The organism is Octadecabacter arcticus 238 (assembly GCF_000155735.2).
Taxonomy (GTDB): domain Bacteria; phylum Pseudomonadota; class Alphaproteobacteria; order Rhodobacterales; family Rhodobacteraceae; genus Octadecabacter; species Octadecabacter arcticus.
In genome coordinates this window covers 1-19,685 of sequence record NC_020910.1, presented here as the reverse complement: position 1 = coordinate 19,685, position 19,685 = coordinate 1, and the positions used below count along the sequence as shown (strand labels likewise).

Genomic DNA, 19,685 nt, shown 5'->3' with positions numbered 1-19,685 from the left:
CATGACAATTCTTACAACCCACGTTGGATCATTGCCCCGCGTCCAAGAGGTGGTTGATTTCATCTTTGCCCGCGAGAACGAAACGCCTTATGACGCAGATGCATTCGACGCTGCCATGACCAAGGCCGTGTCCGACACAGTCGCCAAACAGATCGCGGCGGGCGTCGGGATCGTGTCAGACGGTGAAACCTCCAAGATCAGCTATGCAACATATGTCAAAGACCGCTACACAGGGTTTGGCGGCGACAGCCCGCGCAATGCGCCCGCGGACCTGAAGCAATTTCCAGGTTTCCTGAAACGGCTGGCCGATGAGGGCGGCACACCGCAATATGCGCGTCCCATGTGTGTCGGAGAGGTGACATCAAAAGGCCAAGGCGAGTTGGAAAAAGACATCGCAAACCTTAAGGCGGCGATGGCCGAACACGGCGCGGAGCGCGGATTCATGAACGCGGCTTCCCCTGGTGTGATCAGTCTGTTTTTGCAAAACGATTTCTACAAAACTCGGGAGGCTTATCTGGCTGCTTTGGCCGATGCGATGAAGACGGAATATGAAACTATCGTAGCCTCGGGTCTGGACTTGCAGCTTGATTGCCCCGATCTGGCCCTGTCGCGGCACATGCTGTTTAATGATCTGAGCGATGCGGAATTTGTGAAAATTGCAAATATGCATGTCGAGGCGCTCAATCATGCGCTGGCTGACATTCCGCAAGACAAGGTGCGCATCCACATTTGCTGGGGGAATTACGAAGGCCCGCACGTCTGTGACGTGCCCATGGCCACGATGTTCGACACGCTTATGTCCGCCAAAGCGCGCTATCTTTTGTTCGAGACATCTAATCCGCGTCATGGCCATGAATGGACTGTTTTCCGCGATCGCAAAAACGACATCCCCGAGGATAAGATTCTGGTGCCGGGTGTTGTGGATACGACTACAAATTTTGTCGAACATCCCGAACTGGTGGCCCAGCGGATCGACCGCTTTACGCCGCTGGTTGGCCATGACCGCGTGATTGCAGGCAGCGATTGTGGCTTTGGCACCTTTGCAGGATTCGGCGCAGTCGACCCCGACATCGCCTTTGCCAAGCTCAAGGCATTGTCGGACGGCGCAGCACTGGCGTCATGACGCTGCCTCTGGTTTTATTGCCGGGTATGATGTGCGACGCACGGTTGTTTGGACCCCAAATAGCGGCTTTGTCTCAGCGTGGTCAGGTTACCGTCAGCGAGATTTCGGGCCATGATTCGATCGTGGGACTAGCAGCAGATGTACTGGCAGATGCTCCACCGGAGTTTGCGCTGGCGGGACTGTCGATGGGCGGTATCATCGCGATGGAGATCATGCGCCAATCTCCGAGCCGCGTGGTAAAGCTAGCCTTGATGGACACCAATCCGCTGGCTGAGTTGGATGCTGTTAAAGCCCGCCGTGCCCCGCAAATCGCCAAGGCACAGACAGGACAACTTGCCCATGTAATACGTGACGAAATGAAGCCAAATTACTTGACTGATGGTCCCCATCGCGCCGCGATCCTAGATTTATGTATGGATATGGCACTGGCTCTTGGGGCAGATGCATTTATACGCCAGTCCGTGGCATTGCGTGACCGCCCTGATCAATCGGACACATTGCGCAGCGTGACAGTGCGCACGCTGATCCTATGCGGCCGGCATGATGCATTATGCCCTGTGGCGCGGCATGAATTGATGCAGGAGCTAATCTCGGATGCTTCGTTAGAGATTATCGAAGATGCGGGGCACCTGCCGACTCTCGAGCAGCCCAGAAAGACAACAGCGGCACTGATCCGTTGGATGGAGGAATGATGGATATGATTGTGGACGATACATTGCTGGCGCTGCTACGCTCCGTCGATACACCGACCGTATGCAACGCGATTGAGGTGGCCCAAGGCAAGCGCGGGTTTGACGCCTTTACCCGTGGCACGATGTTGTGTTCTGATCCAAATGGCGGCGCGATGGTGGGCTACGCCGTGACTGCCAAAATTGCGGCTGTCGCACCACCGACAGAGGCACCAGATGTGATCTGTGCGCGGCGTATGGCATATTACAAGGCTATGTCGGAAGGGCCCAAACCATCAGTCGCCGTGGTCGAAGATATCGACTATCCCCACGCAATCGGCGCCTATTGGGGCGAGGTGAATACCACCATCCACAAAGGGTTCGGCATGTCAGGCGCGCTGACCAATGGTGTGATGCGCGATTTGGGCGATATGGCAGAGGGTTTTCCCGTGGTGGCAGGGTCAATTGGTCCCAGCCACGGGTTTGTGCATGTCAAAGAGATCGGCTCGCCAGTGACGATCTTTGGCATGACTGTGGGGCAAGGTGATCTGATCCATGCCGACCGTCACGGTGCAGTTGTAATCCCGCCCGATGTTTTGGGCAACTTGGCCACTTCAATCCAAAAGATGCAAGAGACCGAGAACCTAATCCTTGAGCCAGCGCGACAGCTCGGTTTCGATTTCGCGACATTCGAGCGTGCATGGAGCGCGTTTGAAAAATCACGGACCTGATCTGATCTAAAGATAGCGAGCAATGGAATTCGCGGATGTTTTAAATTCCATCACTTGCAGTTTTGCGTGAAGCTACGCGTATGGCTGGGCAAAAGCGGAACGTGTCAACGACTTTGAGACAGTGGCTTTTGGACTTTAGGCTTGGGTTTCTTCGGTTGGTTTTGGTGGGTTGATCCAGACGGCGGTCGGGATTTGAGGCGGTTTTGGTGGTTTGTGTACGAAGCGTTCGGGCGTGGCGAGGAATGCCGCGTCGAGTGTGGTTCTGTCGCAAAGTTTTTGGGCTTTCCCGTCTGTTCGTAATGGGGCAATGCTTTTTGGGCAAACATAACGGGTCGGGGATGTAGGGCAATGATCGATTTCAAGGGTACGCACTTCCCGAAGGACGTGATCCTTTTCGCGATCTTTTTCTATCTCCGCTACCAGGTCTCCTACCGTGATCTTGAAGAGATCATGGAGGAACGCGGCGTTGATGTTGATCATGGGACACTGAACCGTTGGGTGGTTAAGTTTGCGCCGCTGCTGGCGACACAAGCGCAGTCGCGTAAGAAGCCGACTGCAGAATCTTGGCGTATGGATGAAACCTACATCAAGGTTAAAGGCAAATGGACCTACTATTACCGCGCTGTCGACAACACGGGGAAAACCCTTGATTTCATGCTGTCTGAGCGTCGCAACAAGGCAGCAGCCCGTCGATTCTTCAAGCGCGCGATTGGCACGAACGGCGTGCCTGACCGTGTTGTCATCGACAAGAGCGGCGCCAATCTGGCGGGTCTGGAAAGCGTCAATGTAATTCTGAAGTTCATGGGCTCCGGCAACACGATCAAGATCCTGCAGGTCAAATACCTCAACAACATCATCGAACAGGATCATCGCTTCGTAAAGAGGATCACGGGGCCGATGCTAGGCTTCAAGGCCTTCCATTCTGCCGAGGCGACCTTGGCTGGAATCGAGACTGCGCACATGATCCGAAAGGGGCAGCTCCATGCCAACAGTCTCACCGCGTTTCAGCAGTTTGCGGCGCTCGCAGCATAATTATGTCCGGGCGATGCCCGCACTCAAACGCCACCAAAATTTGCGACAGAACCCCTCCAGCGTCAACTGGACCGGCGGGTAGTGAATGTAGGTGGATCGGAATTCGTGAAGCCAACAAAGCGCCCGTAGAGTGGGGTCGCGCTCGTCCCAAATCCAATGGGCATCGGCTCTCGTCTGGCGATAGGCAGCTATGCTAATTACTCTCCCTGCCCGCCTCAAACAACTTTTCTCTGACAGTGCCCGCGCATCAGTCCTCGTCGTCAGGTCGAGGCATTTCCCACGTCTGAGAAACAGTGACATAGTCGCGGTAGCCTGCGCGCGCGATGGACCTTGCCTTCACGATATCGAACCGCCCAGAAACCAATGCGCTCTGTGACAGATGAACGCCGACAACCTCCCCAATGACTAGATAGCGGTCAATCAGGCTGCCTGAGCGGTCGGTAAGCTGCACTGTCGTTGTGGTTACACATTCAAAAGCGGCAGGGCTTGCAGCGACAAAGGGTGTGGTTATTACCAGCGAGATTCCCTTGGTCAATCCGGCAAGCGCAAATTCATCCACGCCCTCGGGACACTCCGCAGCACTGATGTTCATCTCTGTGGCCAAGTCCAGTGTCGCGAGCGAAAAGGTAAACTCGCCACGGTCACGCGCGTTACAGGCGGTGTGTTTTAGTCCCTCACTTGAAAAGGCGATCATATTGGGCTGTGACGAAATCGGCATAAAAAAAGAATAGGGTGCCAGATTGGCAATCCCTAGGGCATCGCACGTCCCGATCCAACCGATGGGTCGGGGAGCGCAGATAGCCTTAAAGGGATCATGGGCCAACGGTGCCCCGTCTTGAGGACGATAGAATATACGCGGCCCTTGATCAGGAGCAGTTTCAGGCAAGTTGCAACGCCGCGCCGTCTAGAACCTTGTCGGCCATGACCTGACAGCGTTTGATCAGCCGGTGCTCATCGGGGCCATAGTCGGCCACAGCATTGTGCAGCGTGCCGATATTGTCCCACATGATCACATCGAACTTTTTCCACATATGCTTAATGCGGTATTTTTCCTGCAACTGATGTTTGAACAGGAAGGCGAGAATTTCATCGCTCTCTTGCGTATCCATTCCGTCAATCTGCATGGTGTAGCCGGGATTTGCGTAAAGCACAGTGCGTCCGGTGATAGGATGCGTGAGAAAGACCGGCTGTAAAACTGGGGGCTTTTTGGCGCGCTGTTCGGGCGTCAACGCTGGGCGTGACGAGCCTTTTTCGCTGCGCATCTTTTCCCAAAACTTGTTGAAGTCATGGGTCGCAGTGCGTCCAGCCAACTTGGTCTTCAACTCTTCCGGCAGGTCGTCATAGGCCTGATGCATATTGGCAAATTCAGTACACCCCAACGGCTCACCATCGCGCGTCGGAATCTCAAGCCCGTAGAGGACATTGGCAAAAGCGATGTCTTTTGAATAAGACATGTCGGTGTGCCAGTCCTGCCCGGCGTCGGACAGGCCAATCGGTTTCCCGTCCTTTTTGATGTTTGAAAGGATCATCACCTCGGGATGATCCTCATCCATGAACGAGTTCGCCACGTTGATTTCCAGCGTACCGAACCGCTGGGCAAAGGCCTTGAGTTCTCCGGCGCTGATATGCTGGTCAGGGATGCAGATCATCCCGTTTTCGCCAAGCGCCTGAACGACCACACGGTGGTCCTCGGCCGAGACCGGCTTGGACAAATCGAGGCCCTCGATACGGGCGCCCAAGATGTCGCCAGATGGGATTACATTAAGCATGGTTTATTTCCTTATTCGGGTTGCGGCGTCAGCACGAATTGTGCACCGGCCTCAGTTGAAATTCGTTTCAGTTGATCGACAAGTGCATCTGCCAGCGGTATGCCAGCTTTACGGCGCTGGTCGGCGACCTTACGTTCGACATCTCCGGGCAAAAGGATCGGGCGGTCGGGATCAACCGCAGGTGTGGCGCGCAGGCTGTCATCGACATCGCACATGTCGGCCTCAAACGCGGCAAGGTCGCGAAACTTGGCCGGATCCATTGCCAGAAAGAAGTGTCCGATATTATCTGACGCGTCCGCGGCACGGTTCTTGGACCCCGCAAAGTCGCCGCCCGCAAGGGTGCCCCCAAGAAAATGGCCCATCAGCGCCAAGCCGTACCCCTTATAGGCCCCCATGCCTGGCGTCGCACCCAGCGGGGTTAACCCGCCTGGACGGCTGCCATATACAATGTCAGAGGCGATATCGGGGTCTGTCACAGACTTGCCTTCATGGTCCACGACCCAGCCCTCCGGAACTGGCGTGTTGGATAATTGATAAAGCCTAATTTTGTTACCGGCGGCCGTGCTGGTCGCCATGTCAAAGACCACAGGTGCGCCATTCTGGCGTGGAACCGCATAGGCTAGTGGGTTGGTGCCCAGCACAGCATCGGCCGCACCGGGGGGGACCATGCACACCACTTTTGTCGAGGTGGCGACCAGCATCATCATGCCTTTTTCGGCACCCAAGCGGGCATAATAGCCCGCTGCGCCAAAATGGCGAGAGTTCCTTACCGTCACTGCAGCCAGTCCGGTTTCGCGGGCCTTATTGCAGGCAAGTTCGACCGCTCTGACGGACACTGGAAAGCCCAAACCGCCTTGCGCGTCTATGCTGGCGTAGGACGGCCCATCACGGAGCAGTTTGTCTGTCGCATCCAGCGCAAAGCCCCCGCCGACACGCCATTTATCGTACAGAGCCAGTAGCGAAATGCCATGCGTGTCGATGCCGCGCAGATCACAATCCAACATACCCTCAGCAGTCAGCGCCACGTTGTCAGCGCTCATTCCCCAGTTCACCAGGATCTCTGTCGCCTGCGCCTTGATGCTGTCGGGGGTATAGCTTGTCTTACTCATGGCTCAGGCTCCTATTGTTGCTGTGACGCGGTTGATCAGAGGTGGCAGGCCACTCACCTCGATGCGCACGCTGTCGCCAGGTTGAAGGTAAAGAGGTGGTTTACGGCTATGACCTATCCCTGCGGGCGTGCCAGTGGCGATAATATCGCCTGGCATCAGCGTGACATAGCGGCTGATAAAGCTGACCAGATAGGGGATCGGAAACAGCAGATCATCGGTCCGTCCTTCCTGCATCAGTGTGTCATTGACCCAGCTTTTGACGGTAAATCCGTCAGGGTCGACCTCGGGGCCGGCAACCAGCATCACGGGACCGATCGGGCAAAAGCTGTCCATGCTCTTCGCAAAGGTCGTCTGGCCGGGAGTTCTGTCGAACTGAAACTCGCGCGCGGTTACGTCGTTCAGCGGCAGATAGCCTGCTATATGGTCGCGCGCATCCTCAACCGAAACGTCCTTGGCCGGCCGTCCAATCACGACGCCGACCTCGCCCTCCCAGTCCAGCTTTTCCACTCCTGTGGGGCGGATGATTGGTGCACCGTGGGCTATAACGCTGCGCGGCAGTTTGGTGAACAACCGTGGTTCCTCCTGCACTTCAGGTCCGATTTCGGCGGCGTGGGCACCATAGTTGCGCCCAACCCCAATGATGGCGCCCGGGCGAACGGGTGGCAGGAAGCGCAAGGAGCTGGGGTCAAGCGCCTGCGCCCCTACCCTATGCGTTGCGGCGGCCAGATCATCACAGTTGAGCCGTCCTTGAATAATTAGGGCATCAATGCCGCCGACATGAACGTCGCCCAGATCGTAATAAAGCCCTTCTAGGCAATATCCGCTGCGATGCGTGGTGCCATCAGTATAGGAGAAAATTTTCACGGGGATCAGGCTCCGGATGTTTAGTTAACAAGGAAAAGAGTAATTTGCGGGAAAAGAACGAGCAGCCCCAACAACACCAATTCGACGATGACAAAGGGTGTAACCCCCTTGAAGCCTACTTTGGTAGAAGTGCCGGTTGCTGAGGATGCGATAAATATATTGAGCCCTACCGGCGGGGTCACCAGACCGATCTCAGCGGTTTTAACCACCAGAATACCAAACCAGATTGGATCAAAACCAAGGCCAGTCACGATGGAGTAGGTCACTGGGACGGTCAGAACCAAAATCGCGAACTGGTCCATCAACATGCCCATCAATAGGTACATCAGCAAGATCAGCGACAGTACCAGATAGGGCGAGACGTCTGCCGCAGCGATCCACTCCAGCAGCTTCACCGTCGTTTGGGTATAGGTCATGAAATAGCCGAACATCAGAGCGCCAAAGATGATGGTGACAATCATCGTCGAGGTGCGCAGCGTATTCCCCACGGCGGCAACAGCGCTGCGCGGATCAAGGCGGCGCAAGGACAGCGCAAGAACGAACGCCCCTACAGCCCCAATCGCACCAACTTCTGTCGGGGTGGCGAGGCCAGAATAAAGACTGCCCAGCACCACAAAGACAAGCAAACCAACGGGCCAGACCCTACCCTTTTGCTTCACTTCATTACCGTTCGTATCGGCCAGTGCCGCATCTTGCATCGGGGCAAAGTCGGGGTTGCGCTTGATGGTGATAAAGATGGCAAAGATATAACCCAGTGCTGTCACAATGCCGGGGCCGATGCCGGCGATGAACAGTTTTCCAATGCTTTCTTCGGTCAGGATTCCATAAACCACTAGCGCGATCGAAGGTGGAATCATTATTGCCAAGGTTCCAGAGATCGCGATGGTGCCGACAGCGAGGCCCGGATTGTACCCAAGCCGGGCCATTGTCGGATACGCGGCGCGCGCAATGGTCGCCACCGAAGCAGTGGAGCTTCCCGAGGTTGCCGCAAGAACCGCCCCTGCCAACACGCAGGCCATAGCCAGCCCACCTCTTATCCGGCGCATCACCCTATTGCAGGCTATCATCATATCGTCTGCAATACCGCCCGCGCTCAAGAATTCCGACATCATGACAAAGGCAGGTATCGTCAGGATTACATAATTCGCGAATGTGTGATGTACGACCTCTGTCATCAGCCCCAGCACGGTCGCTTCCGGTGCAATCATCAGCAGGCTCAAACAGCCGGCGACGCCCAAGGCAAAGCCAACGGGCAGCCCAAGCACAAGAAACAGGATCAAAATGGAAATCCCAGCAAGAATAATCATGGTAAGCGCCTTTTCAGTGGGCCGAGTCTGCGTTCGGATCAATTGGTAAGGCTGCATCAACAAGTAGGCGCAGCGCCAAGGTGAAAAGCCCTATCGGCAACCAAACCCAAGACCACCCAACCGGCCAGTCGATCACCCCCATGACCAGATCGTTGTTTCCGAAGGCGGAAGTTGTTTTTTCAAGCGCTTTCCAACCCAGCACCACGAGGTAAAGGGCGGCAACAATGTTGCCACCCCGGACCAATATGTCCCGGTTTCTGTCGCCCAAAGTAGCTAGCAGCAGTGAAATACGTATCCTGCCCCCAGAACGGTAGCCCCAAGGCAGCGCTAGCGCAAAACTCATGACCATCAGATAACTTTCGGTCAGGGTAAACTGAAAGGTCAGCGGTGCCGAAAACAGGTGCCGCATCACTGCATCAGTGCAGACAAGTACCATAGCCGTCGAAATTGCGATCCCACCCAGTGCGGCCATCGTGTTTTCAACGAGGCGCAGCCCCGTGTCTAACGGTGCGGCTGCACGGAAGATCGCAGACTGACTCATGACAAACCTGCAGCCGCAGCACGGTATGCATCCAGAACCGACTGAGCGGGTAGCTCGCGCTCAGCCAGACGATTGACCCAGTCAGTATGGACCGCCTCAAGCGCACCGTTGATCTTTACTAGCTCTTCAGCAGGGATTTCGTAGATATGCATGCCATTTGCGGCGAATTCTGCTGCCAGACTGTCCGTTTCGCCGTCCATGCGCGTGGCAACTGATTTTTCAACCAGTGCACCAGCTTCCATCATTGCGGCACGGATGTCTTCGGGGATCGTATCCCATTTCTCTTGGCGGATAGAAAAGACGTTAGTGAAGGTGCCAAACGACCCATTGGAGCTGGCTGCATCGCACAGTTCCTGCACACCATAGCCCTTCACACTGGAGAATGCCGATAGAGTTGCGCCTACCGTGCCACGTTCCATCGCGACGTAGATGTCGGAGGCGGGAATCTCTGCGGGCGCTGCCCCAAGAGACTGAATAGCAAGATTCATGCTCCCACCGGCAGAGCGGATGACACGCCCATTAAAGTCCTCATATGACTTGATCGGTCCTTCGGAACTAAATATTTGATAAGGCGGAAAAGCCATATTCCAGATTGGGACGACACCGTTTGTAGAGAACTCTCCGCTTAGTTCAGGTGTTTTAAGCGCGGCGGCATACGCCTGAATGTTGGTTTTTGCTGAGGAGCCAAGCCCTGGCAGCATCGACACACCGTTCAAAGGCATCTTGTCACTGGCATATCCCACGGGGATCGGAACAGCATCAGCAACGCCGGACTGGATTGCGCTAAGCAGACCTTTGAGGTTGGCTAACTGCCCTCCAGGATAATACCGAAACGACACTGCATCACCCACGATTTCTTTGAGATTTTCCATCCATGGCTCGACTCCGCCTGCGGAAATGATGTGCGCGTTCGGGCTGCCGTGTACTACCGTCAGCTCAACCGCCGAAGCGGCCCGAAGAATTGCCGGAGTCGCCAAAAGTCCGAAAGTTGCGACTCCTGTCTTCATAAAATTCCGTCTTTGCATAGTGTATCCTCCCATGGATTTACTTGATTTTCTGGTTGCTAGGGGACTTATCCCGGCACCGTCGATTTGAATGACGGGCGCTGTGAAAGCTGTGCCACACGTTTGGCCAGCGAGGGCCGGTTCTCTGTGACGGTGACCTCGGGATGGCGCAGCGAAATCCAGTCAACGGCACAGACCAAAGCTATATCGGCCAGATCAGGGGTGTCACTGTCGCGTGTCGCGCATACCTCTAGCGCATCAAACGCGCGGCTCAACGCATTCAGGTTTTTTGCGACAAAGGCGTCTGTGTCTTCCGCGCCTGGGCGGGTCTTTTCCACCCGAGCTGCCATGCCTGTGTCCAAAACACCGTTGGCGAGGGCAAGTGCTGAAAGCCGTTCGATCCCCTTGCAGCGAAATATATCCGCGCTTCGTGTTGTCGTCAGAAGATAGTGAGAAATCAGATCGGATTCACCAATTGCGCGACCATCGTCTAGCTCCAGCGTCGGAATTTTAGCAACCGCGTTGACCTCCCAAAATCCTGTGGTTGCATCACGTGGGTTGACCGATATTTCCTCGACGTCTTGAGCTTTGCCCATCTCTGCCAGCAGGACTCGCACCTTGCGGGCATAGGGCGAATTCGCGCTCATATATAATTTCATCATAGGTCCCAATATCATTGTGAGGAAGCTACGCGAGCAACCACAATTCAGACAAACGGAAAGATCAGAATTGTTATTCTGAAAAATAGGACAATCAAAGTATCAGGGCTAAGCGGTTGCGATTGATCAGGGCGGTTTTCAGCAAGGTTTTGATCACCAGTGTGCTGGCTTGGGTCTCGACTTCTCCACGGCGCGAGATCACACCCATGGTGCGCATGATTTTGCGGCCTTCGAACGGCAGGGCGACCAAGCGCGACATGGATAGCAGCGTCGGATCAACGATCGGCATCACCGTGGCACCCAGACCTGCTGCAACCAGGGCAAACAACGTCGGATATTGCAGCGTCTCATAACGAGGGATCACCTTAAAACCTGCGCTTCGGGTCAATTCATCTAGAACCTGCCGCGCCGTGCTGCCGACGCTGGGGCACATCATATCCAGACCGCTTAGGTCATCGGGCCGTGCATAACCCCGCGCTGCGATGGGGTGCTTTTCCGGTAGGATCAGTCGGAATTCCTGCCCAAAAATCGGTCGGAAGACCAAAGCATCTGGTACATCATCATAGGGCCCGATCCCAAAGGCCACAGCGCCGCTTTCCACTAGCTGCAGCATCTCTGTACGCAACGCCTCCATCAGTGAGATCATCAATCCGGGTTGCCGTTCAGCAATTGTCGTCAGCGTTTTTGGCATCAGTGAGACCGCGATCGTTGGCGATACAGCCAACACCAATCTGCCCATAAAGGCGTTGTTGTCATCTTTGAAGTCAGTGACCAACTTGTTTGTGTCGTTCAGCAGCCTCCGCCCGCGGGCTAGAAATTTCTCTCCGGCATCGGTCAGGCGCATGCTGCGTGTTGTGCGTACCAGCAATCGCACCTCCAGCAATGCTTCCAAACGGTTGATATGATCGGTTACCGCCGAAGGCGAGCGTGATACCCTCTCCGCTGCACGGCTAAAACTGCCAGCTTCGGCGACTGCCACGAAGGTGGCAATCAGCCCCATGATCTGTCTGTCTTTCATAATCTGGTTCTATTCTAAAGTTTGTTCTTGCTGAACATAGAAGACGGCCTTCAAAGCCGTGGTGTCACTTCTCCCAATATCATCTGTCAGCAAAGGCCTAACGCCGCACGCTAATGAAGAGCGCGGATTCAACTCGCCAGTGCAACTTTACCCACGGTATGATGCATGAGGCAGCGATGCCCAAGTGCTTCTCACCGTCTAAAGTAAAGGAACACAAATGCGAGCCTATCACCGCCTCACTGAGGGGCAGCGTAACCAAGTTTATGCGTTGAATAAAGCAGGTTTGAAGCAATATGCCATTGCGGATCAGATCGGCGTGAACAAATCGACGATTTCGCGGGAATTTAAGCGCAACACAGGCCTGCGCGGATATCGCCCCAAGCAGGGGCATCGTCTGGCTTGCTCACGGCAGGCACAAATTTGCCGGACCCGTATCTCGGATGTAATGTGGACTAGGATTGAAAAGATGATCCGGGAGGAATTGAGCCCCGAGCAGATTACAGGTCATCTGGGCGTTGTTGCATAGATCCCACGGGTTCTGTCGCAAATTTTATTGAGGTTTAAGTGCGGGGATCGGCTGGACACAATTACGCTGCGAGCGCCGCAAATTGCTGAAACGCGGTAAGGCCGTTGGCATGGAGCTGCCCCTTTCGGATCATGTGCGCGGTCTCGATCCCAGCCAGTGTCGCCTCGGCAGAATGGAAGGCCTTGAAGCCAAGCATCGGCCCCGTAATCCGTTTTACGAAGCGATGATCCTGTTCGATGATGTTGTTGAGGTATTTGACCTGCAGGATCTTGATTGTGTTGCCGGAGCCCGTGAACTTCAGGATCACATTGACGCTTTGCAGACCCGCCAGATTAGCGCCGCTTTTGTCGATGACAACACGGTCAGGCACGCCGTTCGTGCCAATTGCGCGCTTGAAAAATCGGCGGGCTGCCGCCTTGTCGCGACGCTCAGACAGCATAAAATCAAGGGTTTTCCCTGTGTTGTCGACCGCCCGGTAATAGTAGGTCCATTTGCCCTTAACCTTGATGTATGTTTCGTCCATGCGCCAAGATACTGCAGTTGGCTTCTTCCGGGCTTGCGCTTGTGTCGCCAGCAGCGGCGCAAACTTAACTACCCAACGGTTCAGCGTCCCATGATCAACATCAACGCCACGCTCCTCCATGATCTCTTCAAGATCACGGTATGAGACCGGGTAGCGAAGATAAAAGAAGACCGCGAAAAGGATCACGTCCTTCGGGAAGTGCATACCCTTGAAATCGATCATGGCTCTACATCCCTTACCCGTTATGGTTGCCCACAAAATATTGCGCCATTACGCGTCACCGCGAAAGACAAAAAACTTTGCGACAGAACCATAAATGCTGCCTGCTTTTCAGCAGAGACAACGCGCGGCAGGGCCTTGGGCTTGCGATATTCAAACCCCAACCGGGCAAGAAGCTTGATGCAGCCAGAGTGCGAGTAGCGCAGGCCAAATTTTGTTGAAACGTGGGCTCTTATCTCAACCGACGAGTGGCAGAAGCGGCCGTCCAGCCAGTCGCATAATGCCGCCTCTTGATCAGCGGCCATACGAGATTGACCGCCTTTCCAGCCATCAGCTGCAAGCGCATCCCAGCCGTTTTCACGATAGGTTTTGTGCCAGCCGCGAACGGTGTCGTCGTCCAAATATAGAAATTCCGCGATTACCTGACAGGACTTCCCATCATCCAGCAAAAGAAGCGCATTTGCAGGTTCTGTCGCAAAGTTTTTGGGCTTTCCCGTCTGTTCGTAATGGGGCAATGCTTTTTGGGCAAACATAACGGGTCGGGGATGTAGGGCAATGATCGATTTCAAGGGTACGCACTTCCCGAAGGACGTGATCCTTTTCGCGATCTTTTTCTATCTACGCTACCCGGTCTCCTACCGTGATCTTGAAGAGATCATGGAGGAACGCGGCGTTGATGTTGATCATGGGACACTTGACCGTTGGGTGGTTAAGTTTGCGCCGCTGCTGGCGACACAAGCGCAGTCGCGTAAGAAGCCGACTGCAGAATCTTGGCGTATGGATGAAACCTACATCAAGGTTAAAGGCAAATGGACCTACTATTACCGCGCTGTCGACAACACGGGGAAAACCCTTGATTTCATGCTGTCTGAGCGTCGCAACAAGGCAGCAGCCCGTCGATTCTTCAAGCGCGCGATTGGCACGAACGGCGTGCCTGACCGTGTTGTCATCGACAAGAGCGGCGCCAATCTGGCGGGTCTGGAAAGCGTCAATGTAATTCTGAAGTTCATGGGCTCCGGCAACACGATCAAGATCCTGCAGGTCAAATACCTCAACAACATCATCGAACAGGATCATCGCTTCGTAAAGAGGATCACGGGGCCGATGCTAGGCTTCAAGGCCTTCCATTCTGCCGAGGCGACCTTGGCTGGAATCGAGACTGCGCACATGATCCGAAAGGGGCAGCTCCATGCCAACAGTCTCACCGCGTTTCAGCAGTTTGCGGCGCTCGCAGCATAATTATGTCCGGGCGATGCCCGCACTCAAACGCCACCAAAATTTGCGACAGAACCCTCGGAAGGATGGGTTGATATTCTTGACCAGGGCGCCCTGCTCACGCTCAACGCAAAGACCGGGTGGCGCGAAGTGGAAATCGGTCGGGGATCAAGCGACCAGACTTGTCCCGTTCATGCAATTGAGCAATGGCTGCATTTCGCCAAGATCGATTTTGGGCCTGTGTTCGTCCGCACGTCCCGTGATTGCACGAAGGCTCTGGAGGCGCGGCTCAGTGACAAACACGTCGCGCGGCTCATTAAGCAAACAGTGCTGGATGCTGGCATCCGGTCCCACCTCCCCGAAAAAGAACGCATCGCGCTGTTCTCGGGCCACTCCCTGCGCGCCGGCCTCGCGAGTTATGCCGAAGTTGACGAACGCTACGTCCAGAAACACCTCGGCCACGCGTCAGCCGAGATGACCCGCCGCTACCAACGCCGCCGCGATCGGTTCCGTGTCAACCTGACCAAGGCTGCAGGCCTGTAAGGTGTTGGCGAGACGCTAACCCTAGTTCGACCCGTCATTTTTGAGTGCTCCCAAAGCAGCGATGTGGCGGGGTAAATCGCTTCGCGAATGCAAGATATCCACAACCAAGACCTCAGCAGAGCGTTCCAAGAATACGACAAAATGCTCTCCTGCCCTCGCGTAGCGCAACTCCATTTCGTCATCGACAAGGATGGCACAACTACGAGATACGGCATCACCGCGCGCAAGTGCTTCGCATTTCGCGACCAGTTCGGTCTCATAGAGATCGGCCTGTCGTGCACCAAACTGCTCAATCGTCCAACGCGCGATATCGACCAAGCTGTCTTCAGCCTTCCTTGTCAGTCTAAATGAACGGGTCAAGTTCCCGAACGGGCCTTACCAAAGGCACGTCGAATGGCGTCGGCCCCAGTCCCTTCGGCGAGGTCTCCAGATTCGATCTGTGCGAGACCCAGCCGCAATCCATTTCGAAGCTCGATCAAACCAGCTTCCTCGCGCTCAAGAAGCCGTAAACCTGCGCGCAGAGCTTCGCTCGCATTTTGGTATCGTCCCGACGAAATCAGGCCTTGCACCAGCTCATCTTGGGACTCTGTCAGTACGACATTGCGTGTAACCATAGGTCTATCTCCTTATTGGCAATATATGCCAACTGGTCATCGTAATCAACAAACGCAGAGTGAAAGAACACGACATTTCCACTGATATGGACGATTTCATTAAAATACGTTCCATCGAATGCCTGTATTTCAAGGGGTTCATGCGTTTTGTCATCAACGAACCCCGACCTTTTCACTCAAACGGCCGTAGAAACTACGATCCAGATGCAACTCGCCTGCCCGCGCCTTCTCGACCATCCCGCGCAGATAGCCACCGGGCGATTTAACCTCTCCAGTTGAGTGTTTATCAAAGATTAGAGCGATAGCTGCAGAGGCAACAGTTGGTCCAAGCGCGCGTTGCGACACATTCCAGGCGTTCTCTGATATCCCCACCATCCCACGCATCTTTCCTGCGGCTCGGTGGAGGTCATCCCAGTTTCGAATGTACCCCTCCATCCCGCGTGCCATCTCAGCAAAGTGCGGACAGGTCAGCATTAACGTCGGGATATCAATATCAGATTTGCGTTTCTTGGTATGCGTGCTCCATTTGATATCAATACCGACATCTTCTGGCCTCTCAACCCGTTCAGGTGTCGGTGGTTCAAGCTCTATGCCCACCGCGTGCTTTTTTTCGAAGCAGTTACTATTTACAAGATGAGGTTGATTTGTAGTTAGTATGTGGGTGGCACTAGAGACACCTGTGGGTGCCATATCTACATCAATTAACACAACACTTGATGGAACCGATGCTTCCTTAAGAGGTGATTTTTCATCCGATTCCTCAGGCCACTCGAAGGCTGCTTCGAAAGCTTTCTCAACCCGATCTTTGAAGTCTTTGAACCAGTCAGCGATGTCCATAAGCTTATGAGACGTTGTGGTGCGCTTGGGGAGCCCCAGCAGCAACACAGCAAATTCTTCCTGCAATTTGCGCCACGGGCCGCGTAGCCCGCTCTCTAGGGCCTTTTCGATCTTTGCACGGATCATGCGCCGCGTAACTGTGATGACGTTCCTCAGGGACGCACAGAACTGACGTTCTTCCTTCAGCTGGGCGTAGAGAGCCTCAAACTCTTCCGCACGCGCCGCGAGCGGTGCCAGATCGAAGCCATAAGCCTCTACGATAACCCCGTCCTGGTCTCTGTGTCCGTAGCGCTTGCCGTTGGGGCTATCCTTGATCCAGATGAGGCCAAGCTCCGCCAACCGGCGCACATGACGTCTCAGCGTCGACAGGGAGAACCCAGTCTGTTCCATCAAAAAATTGTTCGAAGCCCAAACAATAGGCCGCCTACCCTGCTCCCAGTCTTGTGGCTGCGTGAAAGCAGCAAAGGTATCGAGCAGAAGCAGGTCCTGGGCCTGCAATCCGATCGTTGCAGCGACCCTTTTGGTCGCACTGGTTGCCTGTGATTTAGGTATCGACAGCTGTTCACCGGCTTGTGCATGCTTTTCAGCGACTACAAGGCCCGGAGTTGGCTTGCGCCATCCGTTATGTTTCATGAGTGTTGTTAAACCTCCATCAGTTGCATGAAGGCAAAAGGGTCCCGTTCACCAAATCGGTGTTGTCTCGTTGACTTCGATTCGCGGGAGAGTTATCTAAGTCTTGCAACAGAAATTAGATCAGCTCTCATGCCGCGAGGTTTGGGGGCTTTTCTTTTGCCGTTAGATCACGTGATGCTCCTTTCTGCTCTTTGCCTCAATTGGGGTCGTGCGCCCTTCCCTGTCGTTGCAGGTGAGCGTTTTCATTTCTTCGACCCGTGTTCTTGTAGATAAGCTGCGATCATGTCGCCTAAGCCTTCTAGGCTCTGCTTGTCCAAATCTATTCCCGCAGCACTGATCGATAGCTTTCCGCCTTGTGATGAGACAGAAAGCTTCTCCCTACCAAACTTGCGTATGATTGTTAGCTTCTTCGTTTTGGTTGTACCTTTAGCCGCCTTAACCGGCCTTTTTACCAGATCAGCGACAACTTTCTCGAGCTCTCGATGGCTAAGCCCATAGACATTCTTGCACGCGTGCAAGATCTCATCGCGCGCCTTCAATACCGCCTTCCCCCTCGAAACGTGGCTTTCATGCACGCCGATGATGCTTGCAAATCCAACAGCGGTTACCTTTTTGTCAGGGTTGGCAGTTTCATAGCGATCAAACATCTGGCCAACCGATAGAAGACGCTCGAAAGCACCAAGGTTTTCGCGCTCTTCATTTTCCCTGAAGCGCATGAATAGCATCTCAAACTGATCGTCTGAAACGCCTCTCTTCTCCGGCGATGCCAAAATGGCCCTGACAGGTCGACCGAGCTTCTGAGCAATGGCATGCCGTCTACGGCCAGTGATTAGAAAAAATGGAACGCCAGTACAGTTCTCTGGATCTAGTGGATCGGGTTGCCAATGTGGATCGACTGACCATATCTGAATCGGTGTGTCTTGTCCATTTTTCTCAATGCTTTCAAGCAGGGAGTTGAAAGCGTCCTGATCTATCCAGTCATCTCGTCTATCCGTCCCAATCTCATCTATGATTTGGGTGGGATCAAGTTCCAGCTCATGCTTCCCTTGTAGAATATGCTCTACGATCTGCGCACGCTTCTCGTTCAGAAGGACTTGAGTGTCGCTAAGGGCTCCCGCTTTCCAAGCGCTGCCTGAGCCGCCCATCCTAGGTTTCAAACCTGTGGCGGGCTCAGGTGCGGCAGTTATGGCTTCCTGAACAGGATCACTTACAACGTCTTTTGGTAGAGCCTCAGCGGTCTCAGCTGATTTTTTGCGTAAGACAGAGCTACTGATCGAGCGCTTCATTCTGCATCCTCTCCAAAGTCATAGAAATCTTCCATCCAAGCGTCTGCGTAACCTCGTTCTAATCCAGGCCACAAACGGGATACGATCGCGTCGTTCACAGCATCAGCGTTGTCGATAAAACGATTGATGCCTTTCTTCTTGCCGGGCGTATCGGGCTCGTACTCGTAAACAGACTGGTAGACGTCAGATGCGTTCGAGATCGCATCTGAACGCAGGTAAAACACTGGAAGGACTTCGTCCGGACAGTTCTCTAGAAGATTGCTAACCTGTTTCAAATCCTGCTCATTCGTTCGTTGGACTATGGTCGGCAGCAACATGTTGGCACCTGCACCGATATCCAGACGCTCATTCGCGAATATGTGGCGCAACATAGTCAGTAGTCCTGTGACAAATGTTGAAAGTGTTGCTATATCGAATCCCTTCATCGTCTGAGGAATGATGAGCGAAGAGGATGCTATGACGTTGTTGAGCTGGAAAAGGGTAAGTGCGGGCTGATAGTCAATGATGATACAATCAAGCGTCTCCACAAGAGCCGCATCAAGCTTTGATCGATCTACTTTCCCATCACTCATGAGCTCATTGGGCTTGGTGACGGGGACATGCCCATCACGCCAGCGGTCAATTGCATCCTTTAGAAATCGATAAAACCTTTTACCAGGAATATCTGCGCGCAGAATTCTTGCGATCTGAATTTCGCCCTCAGAAGTTTCACCGTGAGCGGGCAACAAACGTACACCAGGCCAGGAAGTTTTCTTGAAGAAGGTGTCCAGCGTAGGCGCGTCGTAGTCCGTAAAAGGTAGATCTTCGGTTGTCTGAAACAAGCCCGCAAAATCCACCATCGTTGGCGTGTTTTCATCCGGCATGGCTGGCATCTCTTCGCCACCCACAAAATACAGCGTTATTGTACTTTGAGGGTCCGCGTCCATTATTCCTACACGCATGCCATAGTGTAAACTGAGGTATTGCGCAAAATGTGCGGCTGACAGCGATTTTGCCGTCCCACCCTTTTGGCTCGCAAAGGAAATCACAGGAAGAGCATCTTCAGGCTTCCGCCACGCAAGATATTCGTAAGGGCGTTTTCCAGTGCCCGCGAGCAGGGCCCGAATGTGCATTAGTTCTTTGAGGGTAAACACACGCTCACGACCAACATAATTCCCAGCAGGAAAGTCTTCGTGATCTTTTGCCAGCTTTGTAAGATGCTGGTGGCTGACATTAAGAAAACGTGCGCACTGTCGCATGGACCAGGAGCGCTTAATGCGATCCCGCATCGTAAGCTCTTTATTTACAGAAACCATCGTCTTACTGAGCCCCCTAGAGAGCTCTTGCAAAAATTGTTCTAGATTACCGCTCATGCTGCATTCCATTTTTCCGATTCTCTTTTGGATTCGGTTCATGAACTAACTAGCACGTTTTTTGATGTTTTGTACAGATACCGTACGCACATCAGAATTTCACGCACGTTTT

Annotated in this window: 21 protein-coding genes and 2 pseudogenes; 7 read left to right on the top strand and 16 right to left on the bottom strand. The window is 54.0% G+C overall.

Translation table 11 applies throughout. The annotated features are described in order from the left end of the window. Window position 1 precedes the first annotated feature (1 nt). The 4 genes from OA238_RS27730 (at window position 2) to OA238_RS27715 (ending at window position 3,554) form a co-directional block, all read left to right on the top strand. Window positions 2–1,123 carry a cobalamin-independent methionine synthase II family protein gene (locus tag OA238_RS27730; RefSeq protein ID WP_015496009.1) on the top strand — a complete coding sequence of 374 codons (1,122 nt, stop codon included), beginning with the start codon at window positions 2–4 and terminating at the stop codon, window positions 1,121–1,123. Beyond that, window positions 1,120–1,815: an alpha/beta fold hydrolase gene (locus OA238_RS27725; RefSeq protein ID WP_015496008.1), complete on the top strand. Its 696-nt coding sequence runs from the start codon at window positions 1,120–1,122 to the stop codon at window positions 1,813–1,815. Before OA238_RS27730 ends, OA238_RS27725 begins: the two co-directional genes overlap by 4 nt. Next, a complete protein-coding gene (locus OA238_RS27720) occupies window positions 1,812–2,522 on the top strand; it encodes an RraA family protein (protein WP_015497740.1) in 711 nt (236 codons plus the stop codon). Before OA238_RS27725 ends, OA238_RS27720 begins: the two co-directional genes overlap by 4 nt. Before the next feature lie 348 nt (window positions 2,523–2,870). Continuing rightward, window positions 2,871–3,554 (top strand): IS6 family transposase, encoded by a 684-nt coding sequence (locus OA238_RS27715; protein WP_015497739.1) that lies wholly within the window; start codon window positions 2,871–2,873, stop codon window positions 3,552–3,554. A gap of 247 nt (window positions 3,555–3,801) precedes the next feature. Here OA238_RS27715 and OA238_RS27710 read toward each other — a convergent pair whose 3' ends face one another. The 9 genes from OA238_RS27710 to OA238_RS27670 form a co-directional block, all read right to left on the bottom strand. Then, the gene (locus OA238_RS27710; RefSeq protein WP_338042858.1) at window positions 3,802–4,377 is read right to left on the bottom strand and encodes a flavin reductase family protein; all 576 of its coding nucleotides are present in this window, start codon (window positions 4,375–4,377) and stop codon (window positions 3,802–3,804) included. Between the two features lie 55 nt (window positions 4,378–4,432). Beyond that, window positions 4,433–5,323, bottom strand: a complete 891-nt coding sequence (locus OA238_RS27705; protein WP_015497737.1) for a TauD/TfdA dioxygenase family protein — start codon at window positions 5,321–5,323, stop codon at window positions 4,433–4,435. An 11-nt stretch (window positions 5,324–5,334) separates the two neighbouring features. Next, on the bottom strand, window positions 5,335–6,432 hold the full coding sequence (locus OA238_RS27700) for an Ldh family oxidoreductase (RefSeq protein ID WP_015497736.1): 1,098 nt from the start codon (window positions 6,430–6,432) through the stop codon (window positions 5,335–5,337). 3 nt (window positions 6,433–6,435) lie between these two features. Then, complete coding sequence (locus OA238_RS27695; RefSeq protein ID WP_051076676.1) at window positions 6,436–7,296, bottom strand: fumarylacetoacetate hydrolase family protein; 861 nt, start codon at window positions 7,294–7,296, stop codon at window positions 6,436–6,438. Between the two features lie 20 nt (window positions 7,297–7,316). Continuing rightward, complete coding sequence (locus OA238_RS27690) at window positions 7,317–8,603, bottom strand: TRAP transporter large permease (RefSeq protein WP_015497734.1); 1,287 nt, start codon at window positions 8,601–8,603, stop codon at window positions 7,317–7,319. A 13-nt stretch (window positions 8,604–8,616) separates the two neighbouring features. Then, window positions 8,617–9,075 (bottom strand): TRAP transporter small permease, encoded by a 459-nt coding sequence (locus tag OA238_RS27685; protein WP_187293222.1) that lies wholly within the window; start codon window positions 9,073–9,075, stop codon window positions 8,617–8,619. Window positions 9,076–9,140: 65 nt separating this feature from the next. Further along, window positions 9,141–10,151, bottom strand: coding sequence for a TRAP transporter substrate-binding protein (locus OA238_RS27680; RefSeq protein WP_044039144.1), 1,011 nt, complete (start codon window positions 10,149–10,151; stop codon window positions 9,141–9,143). A 65-nt stretch (window positions 10,152–10,216) separates the two neighbouring features. Beyond that, a complete protein-coding gene (locus tag OA238_RS27675) occupies window positions 10,217–10,810 on the bottom strand; it encodes a glutathione S-transferase family protein (protein WP_044039142.1) in 594 nt (197 codons plus the stop codon). A gap of 91 nt (window positions 10,811–10,901) precedes the next feature. Continuing rightward, the gene (locus OA238_RS27670) at window positions 10,902–11,825 is read right to left on the bottom strand and encodes a LysR family transcriptional regulator (protein ID WP_015497730.1); all 924 of its coding nucleotides are present in this window, start codon (window positions 11,823–11,825) and stop codon (window positions 10,902–10,904) included. A 217-nt stretch (window positions 11,826–12,042) separates the two neighbouring features. Here OA238_RS27670 and OA238_RS27665 point away from each other — a divergent pair. Further along, window positions 12,043–12,336: pseudogene (locus OA238_RS27665) on the top strand (transposase); the annotation flags it as partial. Window positions 12,337–12,412: 76 nt separating this feature from the next. Here OA238_RS27665 and OA238_RS27660 read toward each other — a convergent pair. Together OA238_RS27660 and OA238_RS27655 are read right to left on the bottom strand one after the other, a co-directional pair. Further along, window positions 12,413–13,096 (bottom strand): IS6 family transposase, encoded by a 684-nt coding sequence (locus tag OA238_RS27660; protein ID WP_015497729.1) that lies wholly within the window; start codon window positions 13,094–13,096, stop codon window positions 12,413–12,415. 20 nt (window positions 13,097–13,116) lie between these two features. Further along, window positions 13,117–13,626: a helix-turn-helix domain-containing protein gene (locus OA238_RS27655; protein ID WP_044039140.1), complete on the bottom strand. Its 510-nt coding sequence runs from the start codon at window positions 13,624–13,626 to the stop codon at window positions 13,117–13,119. A 22-nt stretch (window positions 13,627–13,648) separates the two neighbouring features. Between OA238_RS27655 and OA238_RS27650 the strand changes: the two genes are divergently transcribed. Both OA238_RS27650 and OA238_RS27645 read left to right on the top strand, forming a co-directional pair. Further along, the gene (locus tag OA238_RS27650; RefSeq protein ID WP_015497728.1) at window positions 13,649–14,332 is read left to right on the top strand and encodes an IS6 family transposase; all 684 of its coding nucleotides are present in this window, start codon (window positions 13,649–13,651) and stop codon (window positions 14,330–14,332) included. Between the two features lie 45 nt (window positions 14,333–14,377). Beyond that, window positions 14,378–14,851: pseudogene (locus OA238_RS27645) on the top strand (tyrosine-type recombinase/integrase); the annotation flags it as partial. Between the two features lie 21 nt (window positions 14,852–14,872). Here OA238_RS27645 and OA238_RS27640 read toward each other — a convergent pair. The 5 genes from OA238_RS27640 to OA238_RS27620 form a co-directional block, all read right to left on the bottom strand. Then, window positions 14,873–15,211: a type II toxin-antitoxin system RelE/ParE family toxin gene (locus tag OA238_RS27640; protein WP_044039138.1), complete on the bottom strand. Its 339-nt coding sequence runs from the start codon at window positions 15,209–15,211 to the stop codon at window positions 14,873–14,875. Then, window positions 15,208–15,465: a type II toxin-antitoxin system ParD family antitoxin gene (locus tag OA238_RS27635; RefSeq protein ID WP_015497725.1), complete on the bottom strand. Its 258-nt coding sequence runs from the start codon at window positions 15,463–15,465 to the stop codon at window positions 15,208–15,210. The genes OA238_RS27640 and OA238_RS27635 overlap by 4 nt, the downstream gene beginning before the upstream one ends. Window positions 15,466–15,618: 153 nt before the next feature. Continuing rightward, the gene (gene repC, locus OA238_RS27630) at window positions 15,619–16,935 is read right to left on the bottom strand and encodes a plasmid replication protein RepC (protein ID WP_015497724.1); all 1,317 of its coding nucleotides are present in this window, start codon (window positions 16,933–16,935) and stop codon (window positions 15,619–15,621) included. A 242-nt stretch (window positions 16,936–17,177) separates the two neighbouring features. Beyond that, the gene (locus OA238_RS27625; protein ID WP_015497723.1) at window positions 17,178–18,221 is read right to left on the bottom strand and encodes a ParB N-terminal domain-containing protein; all 1,044 of its coding nucleotides are present in this window, start codon (window positions 18,219–18,221) and stop codon (window positions 17,178–17,180) included. After that, complete coding sequence (locus OA238_RS27620) at window positions 18,218–19,573, bottom strand: ParA family protein (RefSeq protein WP_187293221.1); 1,356 nt, start codon at window positions 19,571–19,573, stop codon at window positions 18,218–18,220. The genes OA238_RS27625 and OA238_RS27620 overlap by 4 nt, the downstream gene beginning before the upstream one ends. Window positions 19,574–19,685 lie beyond the last annotated feature (112 nt).